Below are 20,691 nucleotides of genomic sequence, written 5' to 3'. Positions count from 1 at the left end.
TAGGAGTTGATAATGAAATTGCTCATATTGAACGGGCCAAATTTGGATATGCTGGGGGTGCGAGAGCCTCAGATTTATGGAACTTTAACGCTCGATGAAATAAACGAGAATATTAAAAGCTCATTTTCGAATAAAGAAGTTGAATTTGAATTTTTTCAATCAAATTCTGAAGGCGAGCTCATCGATAAAATCCATGAAACTCACTGTTCTGACATCGATGGAATAGTTTATAACCCAGGTGCTCACACTCATTATTCCTATGCTCTTCGTGATGCTATTTCTTCAGTTAGTACACCTGTTATTGAGGTTCACATTTCAGACATCAAGACTCGTGAGGACTTTAGGAGAAAATCGGTTCTGTCACCTGCTTGTGAGTGCCAAATTTCTGGCCTGGGGAAAGATTCCTACACAAAGGCAGTAGAGACTTTTCTAAACAACGAAGGCGATGTTTTGTGGAAGCGTTCAGTGAAAACTGACGATGAAATTGAAGTTCTAAAAGAAGCACAAAAAATTGCAGACAGGGCGTTTCTTGCCATGTTAGAACAAGTGAAAGAAGGGATGACAGAGCTTGAAGTTCGAGACATTCTCGAAGGTTTTATGCTCGAGTTTGGAGCTGAATCTTTTAGCTTCCCAACAATTGTTGGAACAGGAGCAAACGGAGCCAATCCACATGCAGAACCGGGTGATCAAAAACTAAAACATGGAGACAGTGTCGTTATTGATTTTGGTGTTGTTTATAAAGGACTTTGCTCCGACACCACAAGAACTCTGTTTGTTGGGACTCCGAGAGGTGAGCTTTATCGCGCGTGGTTGGCAGTTAAAGATGCTCACGAGACTGTCGCTCGTGAAGTGAAGATTGGAATGACAGGAAAGCAGTGTCACGACCGCTCAATTGAGGTAATTAATGACTATGGCTTTAAGGGTTGCATGCCTCATGGTCTAGGACACGGTGTTGGTCGCGACATTCATGAAAAGCCTGTTTTGTCACCACGATGCAGTGCAAAACTCACTAAAAACAACGTGATTACAATTGAGCCCGGCGTTTATAAAGCTTCAAAGTTTGGAATTCGTCTTGAGGATTGTGGAGTCTTGACTGAAAACGGTTTTGAATCGTTCACGACGTTGACACACGACTTAATTGTTATCTAGATTTTTCGCGATGCTTGATACTGAGCTAGGTTTCTCTACCAGCTCAGTATCTCATATCCATCATTAGTTACGACTAGCTGAATTTCCCATTGAGCTGACAAAGAGTGGTCTTTTGTGCGGACCGTCCAGCCATCCTCTTTGCTTGTTACAATTTTGTATTTCCCCATGTTTACCATTGGCTCAATGGTAAAACACATTCCTGGAGGCATAATCATGTCTTCGCCGGCATAAACAGTGTGGCTCACCCAAGGGTCTTCGTGGAATTCTTTGCCAATTCCATGACCGCCATATTCCCGAACAACGCTGTAGCCTTGCGCTTCTACATAGTTTTGAAGTTCACGAGCCATGTCTTGTAAATTAAACCAAGGCTTAACCTGTGTGAGTCCCACATTGATCGATTTTCTGACAGTTTCAACAAATTTGTTAATTTCTTTAGAAGCTTCGCCAATGATAAACATTCTGCTTGAATCAGAGAAATATCCATCTTTAACTGTCGAGCAGTCAACGTTTACAATATCTCCATCTTTTAACACTTGGTTTTTATTTGGAATTCCGTGGCAAACCACATCGTTTACCGAAGTGCAGCAGCTTTTTGGGTATCCTTCGTAGTTTAGAGGCGCAGGAATAGCTCCGTTATCAAGTGTGAAGTCATGCACCCAGTTGTCGATGTCTTCAGTTGTGCATCCAGCTTTTATGTTTTTTGCAACCTCATCGAGAGCTCCAATGTTTACTTTTGCGCTCTTTTTAATACCTTCGATGTCAGCTTGCGTTTTTATGAGGCTGCGAGGTGGAACACATTTGCCTTCTAGATAGAGTTCTTCTAGTTTTTCGTCGAAGTCAGCGTGGCATTTTTTATATTTTTTACCGCTTCCACACCAGCAAGCATCGTTTCTTCCAAGTTCTGCAAAATCGTCATACATTTGCGAAGCATCCTTTTTTACTATGTGTTTGTTTTAAGTAATAATAATCTAAATCAAACACTTTTCAATTCATTTAAAAAGGAAAAAAATGACATCGAACGCTTTGTTGGCAGAAGAAAAAAACATTGCACACACTCGCATTTTAGACTTGCGCAAAGAGATAAAAAAAGCAAGCGATGCCTATTACATATCAGATGCTCCATTGATGAGTGATGCTGTCTATGATTCGCTTATGCGTGAGCTAATTGCACTTGAAAATGCTTATCCTGAGTTTGCCGATGCTAATTCTCCGAGCGTTACTGTTGGCGGTGGAGTTTCATCACAGTTTGAAGAAGTCAAACATGAATCAAAAATGTATTCTCTTGACAACGCCATGAACTTCGAGGAACTTGATTCATGGGTTCACAAGGTCGAAGATGAACTCGGAGTTTTCCCTGAATTCTGCCTTGAATTAAAGATTGATGGTCTCTCGATTGCCTTGACGTTTGACGAGAATAAGTTTGTTCGAGCTGCTACTCGCGGTGATGGAGTCGTTGGTGAGGATGTGACAGAAAACGTTTTGTTTGTGCAAGATGTGCCTCGCGAGCTTTCGATTCAAGGTGCTGCTAAGGTTGAGAACTCAAAAAAACCACTTGAGCTTCGTGGTGAGACATACATGCCGAAATCGTCATTTTCTGCGCTTAATAAAGAGGCGGAAAGAATAAATGGCGAGATTTCATGCGGGCACTTAAAGGGCAAAAAGGAAAAACTTTTTGCCAATCCAAGAAATGCCGCCGCTGGTTCTCTGCGTCAGAAAAACCCGCTTGTCACACGTGACAGAAATCTAAAGACGTTTATGTATTCGATTGCCTCCCAAGATGATGTTGCGATCACAAATCAATTCGATCTTCTTAAATGGCTGGCTAATTGCGGGTTTCATGTGAATCCCGATGTTACTCTTGCTAATTCTATAGATGAAATACATGATTTTTGCAAAGCTTGTCTTGAGAAACGTGATGTTCTTGAATATGATATTGATGGTGTCGTTGTTAAAGTAAACGATTTTTCTCTTCAAGAAAAATTGGGCTTTACGTCAAGAGCGCCAAAGTGGGCGATTGCCTACAAATTTCCTCCTGAAGAAAAAACAACTCTATTAAAAGACATTACTGTTCAAGTTGGCAGAACGGGCGTGTTAACTCCTGTTGCTGAACTCGAACCTGTGACAATTGCTGGATCAGTTGTGTCAAGGGCAACTCTTCATAATGAAGATGAGGTTGTGCGAAAAGATGTTCGCATCGGTGACACTGTCGTTGTTCACAAGGCAGGTGATGTTATTCCTGAAGTTGTGGGTCCAATTCTTGAACTGAGACCTAAAGATGCGAAACCTTGGGAAATGGCTAAAAAATGTCCAGCTTGTGGTAGCACTGTTGTGAGAATTGATGGGGAAGTTGCGCACCGTTGCATATCTCTAGAGTGCCCAGCTCAAAGGCTTGAAAAATTAAAGTTTTGGGCAAGCAGAGAAGCAATGGACATCGAATCATTGGGATCAGAAAACATCTCGACCCTAATTGATGAGGGCAGAGTCTCAGACTTTGCCGATTTTTATACGCTCACTGTTGACGAGATAAAAACACTAAAAACTCAGAGAACAAACAAGGATGGTGAGCCTGTTCCTGTAGGGGAGAAAAACGCAATTAAAATTTTCGAGAGCATCCAAAAGTCAAAATTTAATAATTTAGACAGAGTTATTAATGGTCTTGGGATACCAGGTATTGGGAAAAACCTGGCCCGCGATTTATCTCTTCATTTTTCTGACATGAAAGAATTGATGAATGCAAGTCCTGAAGACTTAGCAAAAATTGACGGCTTAGGTGCCATCCTTGCTAAAGGCGTTGTGGATTTTTTCAAAATTCCCCAAAATCTAAACGTGATTGACAGGCTCATGGAACTTGGCGTTTTAATGAAATCAAATTCTGGCGGGACGGCTGACAATCTGCCTTTAAAGTCTTTGACTTTCGTTCTCACGGGGACAATGGTTAACTCTGGGATGTCTCGTGATGAGGCGTCAGATGAATTGCGTAATTTGGGTGCTAAAGTAACGTCGAGTGTTTCTAAAAATACATCATTTGTTGTAGCAGGCGAAAACGCTGGTTCTAAGCGGGAAAAGGCTGTTGCACTCGGCGTCCCTATTCTAAATGAACAAGACCTAGTGTACATTTTGGAAAATAGGGCCCTGCCTGCTAGGTAGTGTATAATTCTTATCCATGACTACGCGAAGAAACAAACGCAGCTACACAATTGCAGATAATTTAGCTAGCACTGGCTCAGAGGGAAGCAGAAGGTCATTTAATAGAGATTCCTATGTTTCGGGCACTGTAAAGCCTGCTTCAATGCCATATAGTGCTGACGAAGTTCCCAATCCAGGTTCTGTAGATGCAATTCGCTATTCGAAGATTCGCAAATCAAGAAAGAGAAAAAGACGCCTTGCTGCAGTTCTTATTGGTGTTTTGACTGTTTTGCTTTTGGGCGTTGGCTCTGCGTTTGCCTACATTAACTATTTAAATAATCAGATGAATGATGGACTGACTCAGGATTTGTTGAGCGCACTTGTGCCAACAGACTCATCTTCTGATCCTTTTTATATGTTGTTGCTTGGTGTTGACAAAAGCGAAGATAGAGACGCTTCCGGTGAGTTTGATGGATCATATCGTTGTGACACAATGATATTATGCCGCGTTGACCCTAAAAACAAGCAAGTGTCTATGGTCTCAATGCCTCGCGACTTGCAAATTCAAAACATGGGAGCTACGAGCGATAACCCGGTTGGTTATGGCACTCAAAAGCTAAATGCTGCATATACATTTGGTGGACCAGCACTTTGTGTAAAAACTGTTGCTGACATTTCTGGCATTTCAATTTCTCACTATGTCGAGGTTGACTTTGATGGTTTTACTGCTGCAGTTGACGCGGTGGGAGGAGTCGAAGTTGACGTTTCTGTAGAAATTGATGACCCACACACAGGCGTTTATGTTCCCGCTGGCAAAAACACTTTAAATGGCGAGCAGGCGCTTTCTGTTTGCCGCTCGCGTCACACATATGACAATCTAGGAGATGGAGATGCACTCCGCACCGCCTATCAGCGACAAGTAATCTCAGCATTAGCTGCAAAGGTTCTAAAGAGCGACGTTGGAACGATTGTAAACACCGTTAATTCTTTAGTTAGCTATGTCAACACCGACTTTGACGTTAATTCGTTGCTTGGTCTTGCGAAAAGCTTGCAGGGGATTGATTCTTCAAAAATTTACACCGCATCTGTGCCAAAGACATCACAATATGTAGATGGCGTTTGGTATGACTTTGTCTACATGGATCAGTGGAAAGAGATGGTAAACAGAATGAACCAAGGTTTGCCACCTGCTGAGACCGAGATTGATCCTGCTACTGGAATTGTTATTTCATCTGGTGGTGATGGTGGCGAGACTGACTTTTCTTCGACCACAGCTTCATCCCCAGCCCATGCTTCTGCATCAATTGCTGTCAGAAATGGCACAGAAACTTCTGGCATTGCTGCCGCTGCTGTCGATAAGCTCAAAGATTTCGGTTATTCAAACATTTCTGCTGGCAACGCTAACTCGTCTGACTATGATAAGTCAATAGTTATTTATGACGATGACACCTACAAGCGCGACGCTGAAATCATAGCTGCACAGCTCGGGTTTAATCAAGTTGTGAAAAATGACGGTAGCTACATCGTGTCTTCAAGCGTTTTGGTTGTGCTTGGTGACGACTACGCATCTCAACAACAGTAAACTTGTTATTGAACATTAGCGTGACTTTTTAACCCCAACTTAAGTTTTTAGAAGTTGTTGCGACTTTTAAAGATGCGGTTCTTTTAAGAAAAGTGTATCTGAAATAAAAGCCTGAATTTCCGCAGAGCTTAATCGTTTTTAATTGTTCGATTATTTAATTGTCACCTGAGTAAAGTTGGCTCATTTAAGATGAGTAGTTTCCTTTAGAAGTGAATCAAAGATCTCTGTCGCCTCATCTCTTAGTTGCCGCTCCATTTTGAGATAGACTTCTAAAAGTTCCTTGCCTTCGGGTGTGAGTATGCTTCCTTTTGGACGGACACTTTCGATTAGCTCAAAGCCAAGTGCCTCGCTCGTTTTTTTTGTTATTCTCCACGCTTTTGAATAGGCCATGTTCATCATTTTTGATGCTTGATTGAGGGAATGAACCTCATCTACGTTTTGCATCAAACGAACAACACCCTTGCCTAAAACTGACTTAGATTCTGAGTCAGGATTTACAAAAGAGAGCTTTATAGCTGGGGAAATGTGTTTTTTAGCTTTCATATTGATAATTATACTTATGTTAAAATTTATGAGCAATATATCTATGAAAAAAGAGGTGTAAAACATGCCAATTAGTGTTTCAGACATCGAAAATGTCAGTTTTGCAATCACAAAAAAAGGCTACGACGTTGACGAAGTCGATGTATTCCTTGAAAAAGTTGCTGATGGCATTGAAGAATTGCATTCCACTATTGCTAATCTTCGCGCTCAGTTAGCCAGCAACGCACAACAAGAGCTCGATGATCAAACCGAGCAGATTGATAATATTGACAAGTCAGAGGATTTTGACGACCTTGGGGAAGATGCTAAGCAAATTATTGCTGAAAAAGAGCGCCTCATTAATCAGCTGCAAGAACAACTTGCTGCAAAGCAAGCTGACGGTGCTGCTATTTCTCAAGCATTGATTGTTGCTCAGCGTTCAGCTGATGAAATTGTTGCTAAGGCTAACACAAAAGCTGACATTACTATTCAAGATGCACATGATGAAGCAGACAGAATTGTTAACCGTGCTGAGGCCGAAAAGCAAAATATAATGAATGCGATTTCAAAACTAGAAGAGAATCGTGAAGAAAGCAGAAATCATTATGCAGAGATGCTTCGTGACTTCATTGAGGATGCTAATTCGAAGCTCACAAACCTTGGCTTTGATGACGATGTTTCTGCTATTCCATATGAAGACATTCAACCAACCTCAAACCCTGCACCAATTGGCTATGAGCCCATGTCTGTAGATTTGGGTCAAACTACAGCTGTTGAGCCGATTGGTGGACTTGTCGAAAAAGACATGAGTGGTTTTGGTGCATTGTCAGATGACGATGATGATATTGATTAATTTCTGTTTAACAGCACAATAATTTTTGATTTCAATAGGAGCCAATTTTGGCTCCTATTTTTGTTGGGGTTACTAGAATTGATTCTTTTAGCGGAGGCCATATAAGCCGGGTTCTGTGAACTGCTAGTTTTAGCAGAGCGACGGTCATTTATCTTGGATGTGCGTCGCCGCACACCTCTAGCACGCAACCCGAACGCGAGGAAGAGACACCTCATGCGCGTTCCTACTTGCGCTTGCTTCAGATGGGGTTTATCAAGCCATGCTGTTGCCAACATGCTGGTGCGCTCTTACCACACCGTTTCAGCTTTTCTCGCACACACAGTGCGCGGGAGTTTTCTTTTCTGCGACACTAATCCGTCGGGTTACCCCGCCCAGTCGTTAACTGGCATCTTGTCTCTTTGAAGCCCGGACTTTCCTCATGCATTGTGCACGCTCCCGTCCAAGCCTCCGCAGCTGTTAATTCTATCAAATGCTGGTTTTTAGTTTCTGCAAAAACGAATTTGTTCACAATTGATAAAGCAAACGAGCAACGATGCATGTTTGATTGCCTGTGTTATTTGGTGATTTGAAAAAGGTTTGCCTAAGTCAAAACGTGGACTCGAAGCTGTCAGGTGATTAGAGTTTTGGTAAATCTTCATTTTGAAAGCTTGATGTAACGAGCAATAAAAAAGAGCTGCCGAATTATCGACAGCTCATTGCTTTTTGGTAGCTCCGAAGGGATTCGAACCCTCGACCTCCGCCTTGAGAGGGCGGCGTCCTAAACCGCTAGACGACGGAGCCATTTAGTGGCGTTGTTGCGAACGCGACTTTAAATTATATGATAAAAAATTAATTGTTTGGCCTAAATCTAAATTTTTTTGTAACACCATGAATCGCTTTTTCTGCTCTACTATTCTCTTGTAAAATTCGACTCATCGCTGTACTGATTTTTTCTTTTAAAAAAGTGGCCTAGCTCATGATAAATTCACAATAAGAGTCTTGCTCATTATCTCTCGTAATCCTGACAAAAGTTTGCAATACATTTGAGTGAAGAAGTTAAAAAATTTTTATGCCCTCGTGCTTTTTAATAGCACTCAACTTCAGTTCTTAGCTTTGTAATTAGGCTGTCTTTAGAGTCAGTTTTAGTCTTTTGGCACATTTTTTTGATGGAATATCTAAACTGACTTTCGCTAGTGTGCATCTTTTCAACACACTCTTTTGTTGAATTAGCTTTTAACAGAAGCCATGCGAGCTCCTTTTCCTGTGTTTTAAATTCATATTTATCAAAGTAGGTGAAATACATTTCTTTCATTCTGTCGTTAAATTCACAAATCACGTCACTTCTTGACTGTGCCAGGTTCATTATCGCTAGTTTCTTTTCTTTCGTTATGCTTTCTAGCAATTGAGGTACTGACGTTATGACCGGCATAGATTTAGCGTTTTTGGGATGCTCTAGGCGAGCAAATAAAACGAGCAGTAAAGACATAATGTCTACTAGGATTTCAGAGTTAGAAACCTGAGTGGTTTTGTCAATTGCTCCACTCTTGCCTGAAATTGAAGATGTGTTGTAGTTAATTGCGTTTTTCATAAATACCTCCCTTAACGCATAACCTATGACACATCAAATATGACACATTTACACTACATATAGTCGAGAATAATTAAGACGACTACATTATGCGCTATATATGTAGCGAATTATCTGATAACTCTATTGTGAGATGTCAGTGCTTATTAAAAGTTTGATCTTTAGTTAGATTCTTGAAACTTTTTCAAGGAGTCTATCTGCCAGAGAATACCAACTCAATTTGTCTACAGAATGCGAATTGCCTTCAATTTTAAAAGCTTCCAAAATTGCTTCTTTGAGATGTCTCTTAAAAACAGGGAGGTCTGAAAGAACGGGCACATCTACGTTGTTCATTTTTGGTGGAGTGACAAAAATGAGGGGAGCATCTTTTACATTTTCTACATACCATTGTCTTATGCCAGGCAAATCTGTCATAACGCAGGAACATCCACACGCGATTGCCTCAAGCGTCACAAGCGGCAGGCCTTCAAAGAAAGAGGGAAGACAAAACACTTTAGACGTGGAGTAAAGTTTAGCAAGATCTCCTTGATGGACTTGCCCTGTAAAAGTGATGTCAGCATTTGCATCTTTTGCAAGTGCGGCTATTTCGTCATACTCTTCTTTGTTGCTATATCCGCCTGCTAAAACGAGTTTTATCCCTGAGATTTCTTGTGATATTTCTTCGCAAGCCTCTATGAGTTCTCGCACACCTTTTTGTTTACAAATCTTTCCGGCATATATGATTGTTTTATCGTCTCTTTTGCACTCTTCTGTTGGACTTTTAAACACATCGGAGTTAAAACCAGTTCCGATGATGTCGATTTTTGAGAGATCCATGCCATATACATTGTTAATTTCATCAATTTGGTCAGTGTGTAAGACAAACACCTGATCAAGGTTGCATATTCCGTCTTTGATGTAGTTTTTGCAAAGCTGATGCTTCTTCATTTGACGAATGTCAGTGCCGTGACAGATTGCTATGATTTTTGATTTGCTCATCATAGCCTTGTTTACGTGTGACGCAATTGCAGTTACAAGGTAGAGATGATGACAAATTATTAAGTCGGGCTTAAATTCTGCTATGGCTTTAGTGATTTGAGAGAAATAGGCACTAACGAAATTTGCTGTCATCTCATCTGTGAAATCACAATATCTTGTGGAACGATAGGGCATGTTGTCGCTCATGCCTGCGATTGGGAAGTTAAGGTCTCTCTGCATGAATGTTACAGGATAAGAAGCCTGCACTTCCTCCTCAACTTTCATTTGCTGATCGTCTGGCATTCTTCCATAAATTATTGCCTGATCATGACCCCTTTTTTTAAACGACTTTATGACTTCCGTCAGATAAACTCCACTTCCTGTAGACGTTGGTTTTTGGGCAGTAATCGACAGAATTCTCATTGTTATTCTCTTTTGTTTTAGCCTCTATGCGAACCATTTTGTGACAATTGGAATGTATCCAGAAATAATCACAAGCAGTACAAAAATTGGAACAAAGTAGGTAATGTAACCTTTGATCCATTTAGGGAATTTTAATCCTTTTCCAGTGTCAGCCTCTTTGATGAAATTATCCCAACCCCAACCGGATCTTTTGGTGCAGAAAAGTAGAATCACGAGAGAACCAATTGGAAGTAGATTATTTGAAACCAAAAAGTCTTCGATTGCTTGGATGTCGCCAATTCCAGGGATTGTAAAGCCAGCCCAAACGTTAAAGCCCAAAATACAAGGCATAGAGAGTAGAGCAATCAGTGTGCTGTTAATAATGCATGACTTCGAGCGGCTCCAGCCAAAGTGGTCCATGCCCCATGCGATTATTGTTTCGAACACGGCGATAATCGTTGACAATGCAGCAAACGCCATAAACAAGAAGAACAAGCTTCCCCACAGTTGCCCGAGGGGCATTTGTGAAAACACAGTTGGAAGAGTGATAAACACAAGGCCAGGACCAGAATCAGGAGTTATTCCATAGGTAAAGCAAGCAGGGAATATGATGAGCCCAGCCATAAATGCAACTGCGGTGTCAAGTGCACAAATGCGAACTGCCTCACCTGGTAATGCTCTTTCTTTTTCAATGTATGAACCAAATATAAGCATAGACCCAATGCCAATTGAAAGAGTAAAAAATGCTTGACCCATTGCAGCAAAGCATACTTCAATTACTTTTTGCCAGCCGCCATCAAAGATTTTTCCGAAGTCTGGCATTAAATAAAAAGCAAGTCCTTCTCCTGCGCCTTTAAGAGTTAGAGAATGGATACAGAGCAAAATCATAATTGCAAAAAGAGCTGTCATCATCCATTTTGTAATTCTTTCAACTCCGTTTTGTATTCCTGCCTTACACACAATAAAGCCAATAAAAACAACTATCAACATAAAAAGAGTCAGTTGAACTGGGTCGGCTAAAAGCCCGGCGAAAATGTTTGGAATCTCGCTGGTGTCAACTTTGTTGAAAGTGCCAGTTAATGAGTAACAAATATAGGCTAAAAACCAACCCGTTACAGTTGTATAGAACATCAACAGGCAGTAATTTCCAATGAGGCAAGCCCATTTGTGAAGATGCCATTTTGAGCCCGGCTTTTCAAGAGTGTTAAAAGCTTGCCCTGCGCCTGAACGTGCGGCTCGCCCAATCGAGAATTCCATTACTAGGATTGGTAGTCCAAATATAACAAGGAAAATCAAATAGAGAATAAGAAAAGCGGCTCCGCCATATTCACCAGTAATGTAGGGAAATCTCCAGACGTTTCCAAGACCGATTGCGCAACCAGCGCTAATCATGATAAAACCAAATCGTGATTTAAATTTCTCACGGCTTTTAATTTCAGCCATAATTTTCCTTTTCTAAAGCCCAAAAGATTAAAAAAATATACCACAAATGCACCCCATACCTCGCCATTTGTTCGTGATGTTGTTTGCTAAGTGGTGTTTTGATAAAATAAAAAATCGCAAAAACCCGCAACAGGTTTTGGCAAATTTAGAGAGAGGACTCATTGTGAATAATAGAATTGATGGTTCACTTGAAATATCTAATGGCGTTCTTGCCGATCTTGTTGGATATGCAGCCCTTGAATGCTATGGCATAGTTGGCGTTGCAGACGCAAGTAAAAGAGACGCTTTTTTAAAAATTCTTCCTCAGACTCGTTTGCGCCGTGGAATCAGAATTGATGTCACTGACTCTGGAGTTTTTGTTGAAGTTAATGTTGTTGTTGAATATGGCACTAACATTGCAGTGGTCTGTGATAACTTGCGCGAGAGAATTCAGTTCATCTTGAAGGAATATGCAGGTGTTGACGATGTTTGCGTTAACGTAAACGTTTGCGATGTGAACGTTAGGTAATTTATTTGAAGGCAACTTCATAAGTCTATATGCACAAATGAAAGAATCGAAGGTCAATAATGGAAATTTCTAAGTTTGTGAGCGCTGTGGTTTTTGCCGCACATTCACTAGCCGAGAAAGAAGAAGAAGTCAATCGTTTAAATGTTTTTCCTGTACCCGATGGAGACACAGGAACCAACATGTCTCTCACAATGAGGAGCGTCGAAGATAACCTTAGTGCCCTTGGCTCCAATTTAAACAAAGAATCTGTTTGTCGCGCAATCACAACTGGCGCATTGATGGGAGCTCGTGGTAATTCTGGCGTTATCACATCACAAATTCTGAGAGGTATTTGCGAAGGAATTAAGAAGTGCGATGAGTTGACTAGTGAGTCAATTGCATTTGTTTTTGATTCTGCTGAAGATGTAGCATATTCTGCTGTGAGAAAACCTGTAAAAGGAACGATTCTCACAGTTCTTTCTGATATTGCACAAGCTGCAAGAGCCTCTCGCGATGCTGGACTTTCTGTAGAAAAAACGCTAACAGGGCTTGTAGAAGCAGGATATGAGTCGGTAAAGACGACCCCTGAATATCTTCCAGTGTTAAAAGAAAATAACGTGGTCGACGCTGGTGGATATGGTTTTTCTATTCTTCTCGACGGATTTGTCACTTCATTCCTTGAAAAAGGCGAGGAACTATCTCTTAAATTTGACGCATCAAAAATGAGCGCTCCTAAAGTTGAGATTGAACAAATTAATGACTGGGAGGGTTCTAAATATCGTTACTGTAACGAGTTTTTGGTTGATTCTGACGAGCTTGTAATTGAGGATGCCTTGAACTTCTTGTCGACAATGGGTGATTGTGAACTCTGCGTTGGAGCAACACCAAAGTTTAAGGTTCATGTTCATTCAAACACTCCTGATCAGGTTTTAAAATACTTCCTAGACAGAGGTCAAATTGCAGAAGTGCACATTCACAACATGCAATTGCAATCCATGGATCGTGCTGAAAAACTTGCAAACGAGCAGGAAGAGCAAGAGCTTTGTGTGGTGGCTGTGGCAGCAGGTGATGGCAATGCTGACATTTTAAGAAGCCTCGATGTTGACGTCGTTGTTTCTGGTGGTCAGACAATGAATCCTTCCACTAAAGATCTCTACGATGCAGCGATATCTGTCCCAGCGAAGAGCTATTTGTTCCTTCCTAACAATTCAAACATTATTATGGCTGCAGGAGCTGCTGCTGAGCTAATCGGCGATGATGCTTGTGTTCTTCCGACAAAAAGTGTTCCTGAGGCTTTTAGCGCACTTTTTGAATTAGATAAAACAAAATCTGCACAAGAAAACCTTGATGTAATGAGTGATGTTTTGGGTTCTGTTGTTACTGGTGAGGTGACTTGCGCCATTAAAGATTCTCACGATGCAAACGGCAATTGCATTAAAGAGGGAGATGTGATTGGCATTCTCGATGGAGAAATCCTTGCAGTTGGAGATGACATTAGCCAGGTTGTTCTTGATTTGATTGCAAAAAAAGATACTGACGATTATGACACATTCACTTTGCTTTCTGGCGAAGGTTTTAGTGAAGAAGACAGTGAACACCTCGTCGAGAAAATTGAAGATGCCTATCCAGATTTAGAAGTTGACCCGCATGTTGGTGGCCAGCCTCTCTATCCAGTGATTTTCTCTCTTGAATAAATTTGGAACTTGATTGCCTAAATTATCTCCCCGTTAGATATCTTGATCTCACATCAGTTTGTGAGATAGGGGAAGCAAGGACAGGTTTTTTTTGTACTATACGCGCTCGAGTTTTGAGCGTTTCGGAAGGAAAAACGAGCAATAACGCTATTTTTTGTGACTATCTTTTAGGCGATGGTTCGGCTTGTTTGATAGCGCGGTTTTATGAACCCTATGTATTGTCTACACATTTTGAGACTGGCGATGTGGTCGTCGCTGGTGGAGTTTTGATTGAGCATGACTCAATGAAGTCATTCACCAATCCTTTAATCTCTTTAATTTCAGATTCTGAGGCGCGAGAAGTTTTGCCTGTTTATGCGCATGATATGTCAATCACAAAGAAATGTTTTAGCTACGCTAAATATGACGAAATGCTGTTAGGTGACACATTCTATTCATGGCGGCAAGCTTTGATTGGTGTTCATGGCTTTGAAGGGAAGGTTGAACTAAAGAAATCAAGGATGGCTCTTAAACTTCACTCAATCATTGAAGTTTTGATGCAATGTCAAAAGAGAAATGTTACACTCAGCGATTTGCTGCTTCAACCATTCGGCCTCGTTGAAGAATCTAGTGGGAGTGTGGGTTCTGTTTTTCTATATAAACAAGATGATGCAGGAGATGTATTTGACGCAATTCGAAAGCATGATTTTGGGAAGGGGGACGTTTGTGTTGTGTCTCCGTTAGCTGGTGTTTCAGCTGAGCAGCGAGATCGACTTGTTTGGGGTTATCCAGATTTCTTAAAAGTTCCAGCAAGACAGCCACAAACTTTAATCTCTGTTGAATGCATGCAAGGCCTGCAAAAAAACTTGCAAGGACTTAAGGCAAGATATTGTTATTATCTTCATGCATTGGGTTTTGAAATTTCTCAACATCTGCATTTAGATTATTCATTTAGGAGAAGCGAAAAATTTAAGTGTGGAATGTTAATCGTAGAAGACGCTAACCGCATATCTTCTCTTGTAATAGACAGGATGCGAAAACTGGCCTGTTGCGACTGTTTTTTAATTAGCAAATCAAATGCAATCAATCATAAAAAACGGCTTGAAATATTAGGTAATTCTACAAATCAGATTGATATTTTGAAAAATGAATTGCGATACAGAAGAGAGGGAGACATCCTTGGCTGCACAAATGACATTTTCAAAATCTGTAGGCTTGTAAATTTTGTTAGAGATGAAGCTCTTTTGAAAAAAGCCGAGTCGTTTGTTGCCCATGATTTGCTTGGAGGTTTTGCCCCAAATGATTAAGATTGTTTCTGGAATCTATGGTGGGCGCTTTATCGAAACTCCCGAGGGAAAGAGCACCCGACCCACAACTAACAGAGTTAGAGAAGCTGTTTTTAATTCTCTTTGCTCTAACTACAGTTGTAACCTGACATTAGAAGGAGCTAAAGTTCTTGATTTGTTTGCTGGATCGGGAGCACTCGGTTTTGAAGCTTTGTCGCGTGGTGCTAATCATTGTGTTTTTTGTGACGTTAATGCGAAGGCTATTTCAACATTAAAAAAGAATACATCGGTGCTAAAGGTTAGTAGTACGAATTGCTCGATAGTTAAAACTGATTTTAAAAGTGAGAATATATCTGAAAAACTTCTTCCATTTGCTCCTTTTGACCTCGTGTTTTTAGACCCTCCATATGCTTTTTCCCCTCTAGTAGTTTTTTCTTATGTTGAAAGATTTAGAAATTTTGGTTTAGTGGCAAAAGATGCTCTTTTATATTATGAACATTCAAATAAAACTATTTTTGGTTGCTTGGGTGTTGAATTTGAGGTTCTCTATGACAAGTCTTTTGGAGAAGTTGGTTCGACCATCCTAAGAATTTCTGACAAGAGCACACATGGTCAGAACTTGTAGCTACTTTTTTGGCTGTGTTAGAATTTATAAGAATAGCGTCAAAAGAACTTGAAAAGGAGATTTAAATGGACGAGAGCGGAGTTCTTGATAGGCTAGAAGAGCTACAGATTTTGTTAGAAGATGCAAAGCCTTGTCTTGGCAGACCAAATTTGCGTCAAGTTAACACCGATGAGGCTCTAGATATTCTCGATGAAATTCATGATATTTTTCCTTCTGAGTTTGCGCAAGCTCGACAGATTATGCGCGAGCGTGAAGCACTAATTGATGATGCTGAAGCCCAGGCGGCAAGAATCATCGAGGACGCTAAAAATCAAGCACTAACTGTTGCTTCTGAGCAAGAGGTCGTGAGAATTGCTCAAAAAGAATCAGAGTCGATTATGCAAGAGGCACGTGAAATGGAGCGCGAAACACGTGCTGGTGCTGAAGATTATGCTGATGAGGTCTTTGGTCATGTAGAACAGACATTAGAAAATGTTTTGTCCCAAGTTCAGCGTGTGCGTGATCGCCTGAATGCAACTTCTACCGTTCCTAAGCAGTAGTTTTGAACCCAGTAAAAATTCGCATATCTAACAACCTGTTGACTCCTTCATGCACCGAGCGTTTCGATGGAGTGGTTGACTTAATCGCTTTGACGTTTGCAGGGAATAAATTTGTCTCAACAGAGCCTGTTAAATGGAGAGTTAGTGTTGTTAATGGCGGTGAAGGTTTCTTGTTTATAGAGGGTAAGGTAAAAGCTACATTAAAAACCGAATGCGTAAGATGCCTTGAAGATGCATTTTTTGAGGTGGATTCTGAGATAGAGGGGTATGCCAAGCTTAAGGAAGACGTTAAGCTTCCTGCCGATGTAGAGGAAGATGAGTGCGTTTTTGTTCACAACAACGTTATTGACATTTCTCGATTCATTGAAGGTGCCGTTTGTCTGGATTTGCCAATGCAACCTCTATGTAGCGAAAACTGCGTAGGTTTGTTTGAATTTTGCGATCATGATGAACTGAACGAAGAGCCTTTGCAAACACCTTTTGAAGTGCTCAAAAATTATGAGTTTTAGTTTATTTCTTTGCTATAATTAGTCCTCGTGCCTTGGTCGGAAACCAAGGGAAACACTAACCAATTAGGAGAAACAATGAAAAAAAATATCCATCCAGAATATGTTGAGTGCACTGTAACTTGCAGCTGCGGCAACACATTTAAAACTCGCGCTACAAAACCAGAGTTAAAGATTGACATCTGCAACGTATGCCATCCATTCTACACAGGAACACAAAAACTCATTGACACTGGTGGACGTGTTCAACGCTTCTCAGATCGTTTCGGAAGTGCTACTGATCTTGTTAAAGAGCGCGAGGCAAAGAAGAAGGCAGATCGCGCTGCTAAGCTCGAAGCAGAAGCAAAAGCAAAAGCAGAAGCAAAAGCTGAGAAAGCAAAGCTTAAAGAAGAGCGTGCTGCAAAGTTTGCTGCAGAAAACGCAAAGAAAGAAGCTGAGGCAGCAGCTGCTGCTGAGGAAGCAACACCTGCTAAAGAATCAGAAGACTCTTCAGAGGAGAGCGCTGAATAGATTTTCTGTTCAAATAATTTTTCAGATTAATGGGCGGGAGCTTATCCCGCCTTTTTTATAATTTTATGCATTATGAGTGATAAGAGAAAAATTTGCGTATTTGATGGAAATGCCTTGATGCACAGGGCTTTTCATGCAATCAATGGGCCTTTTACCGCACCTGATGGAACACCCACAAATGCTGTTTTTGGCTTCTTTAACATGTTTTTTAAGTATGTCTCAGACCTTCATCCTGACGCTACAATTTGCACTTTCGATCATGGAAAGGCAACTCATCGCATCGACCTTTATGACAAATACAAAGCCAATCGTCCTAAAATGGATGATAAATTGAGAGTGCAATTTCCAGTTGTTGAGCGCATTCTTCAGGCGATGGATGTTCCAATTTTCATTGAAGAAGGTTGGGAAGGCGACGATGTGATGGGAAGTTTGTCAGTGCGTTGTAGCCAAGAAAACTGCACTTGCTATCTTGTCACTGGAGACAAAGACATGAACCAGCTTGTCAAACAAGATGTGTTCACTGTCACATCTGACGTCAAAAATAAAAATGTGATTATTCGTGATGCCGATGCTGTTAAAGATCGTTTTGGCGTTGAGCCAACTCAGATAGTTGACTATTTGGCCATCGTCGGCGACAAATCTGACAACATTCCTGGCATTGATGGGATTGGAAGCAAGGGTGCCGCCGATTTGCTTGCAAAATATGGCTCGCTTGATGGCGTTTATGAGAACTTAAGTGACTTTAAGGGAAAGAAACTTGAGCACTTGATAGAAGGTAAAGACGACGCCTATCTAAGCCAAACACTTGCAACAATCAACACACATCTAAACATCGAAGTTGATCTAAGAACTGTTGAAAGCTTCCACTGTGATTTGGTCAAACTCGAAGAGGTTTTTAGCGAATATGGGCTTCGTTCAACTTCTGCTAATTTCAAAAAAACAATGGCCTCTTTAAAAAGCGATTCGCGCAAGGACGACACTCTTGAAAAGATTGTCTTTCCTAACTTTGTGCCTTTTGACGAAGCTAGACAGCTTGCAATAGAGGCGATTGAGGCGAAGGAGCGAATCGCATTTAGCATAGTTGTGCCCACAAAAACATATGCTAAAAAACACGGTGACAATAGAACTCTTGTTGGTGTCTCTGGGGCTTCTTTTATGACGGTAGCTGAACCTTCTGAAGTTGCTTATGTTGTGGCACATGCACTAAAAAACACTGAAGTTTGTGCATATGACGCAAAAGAAATAATCAAGCTTGCCTATCCTCATGACAACAATACTTTAGCTTTATTGACTGAATCTGAGATGCTTGGCGCACAAGTGTTTGATGTTCATGTATGTGAAAACATGCTCAATTCGTCGGTTGTTTTTAAAACACAGGAAGACTTCTTCTCGTTGCTTAACACGAATTACTCTACCGACGATGATCTAGAAAAAAGAGCTCAAGAATTTGCGTTTCTTTCTTTAGTTTCTGCAAAGAGACAAGACGAATCTTTGTTGCAATGTGGAGTGGATGTTAAAAATCTATTCTATGAAACAGAAAAGCCTCTAACGTGCGTTCTTTCTTTAATTGAGAGAAATGGTTGTCGTCTTGATGACGACATCTTAGTTTCACTTAACGACTACTGTGAGCATGAGCTCGATCAAATTAGGACGAAAATTTTTGAATTGGCAGGTCACGAATTTAGCATAGAGTCGCCAGCTCAGCTCTCTGTCGTCTTGTTTGCAGAGATGGGCATTAAACCTTTAAAGAAGACAAAGAGTGGCTTTTCGACAGATGCCAAGGTCTTGCAGGAACTTTCCGCTGAACATGAGATTTGTACGCATGTAATCAAATATCGAGAGCTTGCGAAATTAAAGTCAACCTACATTGATGCTCTTCCGAAAATTCGATTGAAAGATGCTCTTGTGCACACTGATTTTAATCAAGCAGCAACTGCAACTGGTCGATTGAGTTCAAGTGATCCAAATTTGCAAAATATTCCTGTTAGAACTGAGCTTGGCAGGAAAATTAGAGAAGCTTTTTTGCCACTTAATGATGATGACTATTTCTTAAGTGCCGACTATTCTCAAATTGAGCTTCGACTTTTGGCACATCTTTCTGGAGATGAACACTTGATTGCTGCGTTTAACTCAGGACGAGATTTTCACACTCAAACTGCGGCGAGAATTTTTGGTGTTGATGAAAGCGATGTCACACAGACGATGAGGTCTTCGGCAAAGGCCGTAAACTTTGGAATAATTTATGGCCAGCAGGCTTTTACGCTCGGAAAACAATTAGGCATCTCTTTTGGAGAAGCAAAAGATATTATCGACAGATATTATTTTTCTTACCCGCAAGTCAGGGTGTTTTTGGATGACACAGTGAAAAGTGCGAGTGAAGTTGGATATGCGCAAACTATGTTTGGGCGCAGACGAGTTATTCCAGAGCTTTCTTCTTCGAACAGAATGACGCAGGCTTTTGGTCAGCGAACAGCCATGAATCATCCTATGCAGGGAAGTGCTGCAGACATCATCAAAAAAGCAATGGTGAAACTGCAATCAGCGCTAATTGGTCGTGGACTAAAATCAAAAATTCTAATTCAAGTGCACGACGAACTAGACCTTAGTGTTCCGCCCGACGAACTAGAAACAGTAAAAGCGCTTGTGAAAGATGTCATGGAAAATGTGGCACAATTGAAAGTCCCGCTAATTTCAGATGTGTCGTGTGGGAAAAACTGGTCGGAAGCACATTAATTTTTTCTTGACTTAAAGACTGACACGTGTATAATAGTCAATCGTGTCTATTAACGAATATGGGAGTTAAACTAATGTATGCAATCGTAAATACAGGCTCTAAACAATACAGAGTTAGCGAAGGCGACTTCATCAACATTGAAAAGATTGCAGGAGAAGCCGGCGACAAAGTTGAGTTAGATACAATTTTTGTTTCAGATAATGGAAAAATTGTTTCTGATCCAGCAAAAGCTGCTGCAACGAAGGTAGTTGCTGAAATTGTTGAGCAATTTAAAGACAAAAAAGTAATCGTCTTCAAATTTAAGAAGCGCAAGAATTATCAGCGCAAAGTTGGTCACAGACAACAATTGACACGTGTCAAAATTGTTTCAATTGGCGCATAGGTTATTTTGTTCTGCAAAAAAGCAAGTTAGATAATTCATTCGTAAGGAGATATTGATATGGCACACAAGAAAGGACAGGGCTCGATTCGCAACGGTCGCGATTCTAGAGCTCAAAGACTTGGATGCAAAATGTTCGGTGGCCAAGAAGTTAAAACTGGCATGATTATTGTCCGTCAACGTGGAACAAAATTTCATCCAGGCAACAATGTTGGAAGAGGTAAAGACGACACCCTCTTCGCATTGTGCGATGGCACTATTCAATACACTAAGGGCGATAAACGAAAAGTGCACGTCATTCCTGCTGCTTAGTTTGACTCGACAGATATGTTAATATTAGCCCTGTTACGC

General features: G+C 40.8%; 19 protein-coding genes, 1 tRNA gene and 1 other RNA gene. 14 read left to right on the top strand and 7 right to left on the bottom strand.

The genetic code is table 11. The features are described 5' to 3' along the window. The first annotated feature begins 12 nt into the window (after positions 1 to 12). A complete protein-coding gene (gene aroQ / locus FXZ76_RS05420) occupies positions 13 to 1,149 on the top strand; it encodes a type II 3-dehydroquinate dehydratase (RefSeq protein ID WP_079536431.1) in 1,137 nt (378 codons plus the stop codon). A 35-nt stretch (positions 1,150 to 1,184) separates the two neighbouring features. Here aroQ and map read toward each other — a convergent pair whose 3' ends face one another. Continuing rightward, positions 1,185 to 2,069, bottom strand: coding sequence for a type I methionyl aminopeptidase (gene map, locus FXZ76_RS05415; RefSeq protein WP_079536428.1), 885 nt, complete (start codon positions 2,067 to 2,069; stop codon positions 1,185 to 1,187). A gap of 88 nt (positions 2,070 to 2,157) precedes the next feature. On the opposite strand from map, the gene ligA reads away from it, so the two are divergent. Further along, positions 2,158 to 4,296, top strand: coding sequence for an NAD-dependent DNA ligase LigA (ligA, locus tag FXZ76_RS05410; protein WP_079536426.1), 2,139 nt, complete (start codon positions 2,158 to 2,160; stop codon positions 4,294 to 4,296). Positions 4,297 to 4,312: 16 nt separating this feature from the next. After that, positions 4,313 to 5,857, top strand: coding sequence for an LCP family protein (locus FXZ76_RS05405; protein ID WP_079536424.1), 1,545 nt, complete (start codon positions 4,313 to 4,315; stop codon positions 5,855 to 5,857). Between the two features lie 180 nt (positions 5,858 to 6,037). Here FXZ76_RS05405 and FXZ76_RS05400 read toward each other — a convergent pair whose 3' ends face one another. Continuing rightward, positions 6,038 to 6,400: a winged helix-turn-helix domain-containing protein gene (locus FXZ76_RS05400; protein ID WP_079536421.1), complete on the bottom strand. Its 363-nt coding sequence runs from the start codon at positions 6,398 to 6,400 to the stop codon at positions 6,038 to 6,040. Between the two features lie 64 nt (positions 6,401 to 6,464). Between FXZ76_RS05400 and FXZ76_RS05395 the strand changes: the two genes are divergently transcribed. Further along, the gene (locus FXZ76_RS05395; RefSeq protein ID WP_079536418.1) at positions 6,465 to 7,232 is read left to right on the top strand and encodes a DivIVA domain-containing protein; all 768 of its coding nucleotides are present in this window, start codon (positions 6,465 to 6,467) and stop codon (positions 7,230 to 7,232) included. 86 nt (positions 7,233 to 7,318) lie between these two features. Here FXZ76_RS05395 and rnpB read toward each other — a convergent pair. From rnpB to FXZ76_RS05370, 5 genes are all read right to left on the bottom strand, one after another. Next, positions 7,319 to 7,683, bottom strand: an RNA gene (rnpB, locus tag FXZ76_RS05390) — RNase P RNA component class A. Positions 7,684 to 7,935: 252 nt separating this feature from the next. Next, positions 7,936 to 8,012: transfer RNA gene (locus FXZ76_RS05385), tRNA-Glu, on the bottom strand. A 283-nt stretch (positions 8,013 to 8,295) separates the two neighbouring features. Further along, positions 8,296 to 8,799, bottom strand: a complete 504-nt coding sequence (locus tag FXZ76_RS05380) for a helix-turn-helix transcriptional regulator (protein ID WP_079536415.1) — start codon at positions 8,797 to 8,799, stop codon at positions 8,296 to 8,298. Positions 8,800 to 8,964: 165 nt separating this feature from the next. Then, a complete protein-coding gene (locus tag FXZ76_RS05375) occupies positions 8,965 to 10,179 on the bottom strand; it encodes a glycosyltransferase family 4 protein (RefSeq protein WP_079536413.1) in 1,215 nt (404 codons plus the stop codon). 24 nt (positions 10,180 to 10,203) lie between these two features. Then, entirely contained in the window at positions 10,204 to 11,601 is a 1,398-nt protein-coding gene (locus tag FXZ76_RS05370) for a sodium-dependent transporter (protein WP_079536410.1), read from the bottom strand. Between the two features lie 163 nt (positions 11,602 to 11,764). On the opposite strand from FXZ76_RS05370, the gene FXZ76_RS05365 reads away from it, so the two are divergent. The 10 genes from FXZ76_RS05365 (at position 11,765) to rpmA (ending at position 20,652) form a co-directional block, all read left to right on the top strand. Beyond that, positions 11,765 to 12,109, top strand: a complete 345-nt coding sequence (locus tag FXZ76_RS05365; protein ID WP_079536971.1) for an Asp23/Gls24 family envelope stress response protein — start codon at positions 11,765 to 11,767, stop codon at positions 12,107 to 12,109. Between the two features lie 59 nt (positions 12,110 to 12,168). Further along, positions 12,169 to 13,782, top strand: coding sequence for a DAK2 domain-containing protein (locus FXZ76_RS05360; protein ID WP_079536407.1), 1,614 nt, complete (start codon positions 12,169 to 12,171; stop codon positions 13,780 to 13,782). A gap of 2 nt (positions 13,783 to 13,784) precedes the next feature. Then, entirely contained in the window at positions 13,785 to 15,068 is a 1,284-nt protein-coding gene (locus FXZ76_RS05355) for a hypothetical protein (RefSeq protein WP_157887302.1), read from the top strand. Beyond that, positions 15,061 to 15,672 carry a 16S rRNA (guanine(966)-N(2))-methyltransferase RsmD gene (rsmD, locus tag FXZ76_RS05350; protein WP_157887301.1) on the top strand — a complete coding sequence of 204 codons (612 nt, stop codon included), beginning with the start codon at positions 15,061 to 15,063 and terminating at the stop codon, positions 15,670 to 15,672. The genes FXZ76_RS05355 and rsmD overlap by 8 nt, the downstream gene beginning before the upstream one ends. A 65-nt stretch (positions 15,673 to 15,737) precedes the next feature. Continuing rightward, complete coding sequence (locus FXZ76_RS05345) at positions 15,738 to 16,211, top strand: ATP synthase subunit B family protein (RefSeq protein ID WP_079536400.1); 474 nt, start codon at positions 15,738 to 15,740, stop codon at positions 16,209 to 16,211. Positions 16,212 to 16,213: 2 nt separating this feature from the next. Then, entirely contained in the window at positions 16,214 to 16,720 is a 507-nt protein-coding gene (locus FXZ76_RS05340) for a YceD family protein (RefSeq protein ID WP_079536397.1), read from the top strand. A gap of 75 nt (positions 16,721 to 16,795) precedes the next feature. Beyond that, positions 16,796 to 17,227 carry a 50S ribosomal protein L31 gene (gene rpmE, locus FXZ76_RS05335; RefSeq protein WP_079536394.1) on the top strand — a complete coding sequence of 144 codons (432 nt, stop codon included), beginning with the start codon at positions 16,796 to 16,798 and terminating at the stop codon, positions 17,225 to 17,227. A 72-nt stretch (positions 17,228 to 17,299) separates the two neighbouring features. After that, entirely contained in the window at positions 17,300 to 19,960 is a 2,661-nt protein-coding gene (gene polA / locus FXZ76_RS05330; RefSeq protein WP_079536391.1) for a DNA polymerase I, read from the top strand. 74 nt (positions 19,961 to 20,034) lie between these two features. Further along, the gene (gene rplU, locus FXZ76_RS05325) at positions 20,035 to 20,343 is read left to right on the top strand and encodes a 50S ribosomal protein L21 (protein ID WP_079536389.1); all 309 of its coding nucleotides are present in this window, start codon (positions 20,035 to 20,037) and stop codon (positions 20,341 to 20,343) included. Between the two features lie 57 nt (positions 20,344 to 20,400). Beyond that, positions 20,401 to 20,652, top strand: a complete 252-nt coding sequence (gene rpmA / locus FXZ76_RS05320; protein ID WP_079536387.1) for a 50S ribosomal protein L27 — start codon at positions 20,401 to 20,403, stop codon at positions 20,650 to 20,652. Positions 20,653 to 20,691 lie beyond the last annotated feature (39 nt).

It is taken from the genome of Phoenicibacter congonensis, from assembly GCF_902386915.1.
GTDB lineage: Bacteria > Actinomycetota > Coriobacteriia > Coriobacteriales > Eggerthellaceae > Phoenicibacter > Phoenicibacter congonensis.
The sequence above is the reverse complement of the archived record's forward strand: the minus strand, read 5'-3'. Positions and strand labels throughout refer to the sequence as shown.

Coding starts and splice junctions, on each gene's coding strand:
- map (WP_079536428.1), bottom strand. CDS start 2,069: ATGTATGACGATTTTGCAGAACTTGGAAGAAACGATGCTTGCTGGTGT.
- FXZ76_RS05400 (WP_079536421.1), bottom strand. CDS start 6,400: ATGAAAGCTAAAAAACACATTTCCCCAGCTATAAAGCTCTCTTTTGTA.
- polA (WP_079536391.1), top strand. CDS start 17,300: ATGAGTGATAAGAGAAAAATTTGCGTATTTGATGGAAATGCCTTGATG.
- FXZ76_RS05360 (WP_079536407.1), top strand. CDS start 12,169: ATGGAAATTTCTAAGTTTGTGAGCGCTGTGGTTTTTGCCGCACATTCA.
- rplU (WP_079536389.1), top strand. CDS start 20,035: ATGTATGCAATCGTAAATACAGGCTCTAAACAATACAGAGTTAGCGAA.
- rpmE (WP_079536394.1), top strand. CDS start 16,796: ATGAAAAAAAATATCCATCCAGAATATGTTGAGTGCACTGTAACTTGC.
- ligA (WP_079536426.1), top strand. CDS start 2,158: ATGACATCGAACGCTTTGTTGGCAGAAGAAAAAAACATTGCACACACT.
- rsmD (WP_157887301.1), top strand. CDS start 15,061: ATGATTAAGATTGTTTCTGGAATCTATGGTGGGCGCTTTATCGAAACT.
- FXZ76_RS05375 (WP_079536413.1), bottom strand. CDS start 10,179: ATGAGAATTCTGTCGATTACTGCCCAAAAACCAACGTCTACAGGAAGT.
- rpmA (WP_079536387.1), top strand. CDS start 20,401: ATGGCACACAAGAAAGGACAGGGCTCGATTCGCAACGGTCGCGATTCT.
- FXZ76_RS05370 (WP_079536410.1), bottom strand. CDS start 11,601: ATGGCTGAAATTAAAAGCCGTGAGAAATTTAAATCACGATTTGGTTTT.
- FXZ76_RS05380 (WP_079536415.1), bottom strand. CDS start 8,799: ATGAAAAACGCAATTAACTACAACACATCTTCAATTTCAGGCAAGAGT.
- FXZ76_RS05395 (WP_079536418.1), top strand. CDS start 6,465: ATGCCAATTAGTGTTTCAGACATCGAAAATGTCAGTTTTGCAATCACA.
- FXZ76_RS05405 (WP_079536424.1), top strand. CDS start 4,313: ATGACTACGCGAAGAAACAAACGCAGCTACACAATTGCAGATAATTTA.
- aroQ (WP_079536431.1), top strand. CDS start 13: ATGAAATTGCTCATATTGAACGGGCCAAATTTGGATATGCTGGGGGTG.
- FXZ76_RS05345 (WP_079536400.1), top strand. CDS start 15,738: ATGGACGAGAGCGGAGTTCTTGATAGGCTAGAAGAGCTACAGATTTTG.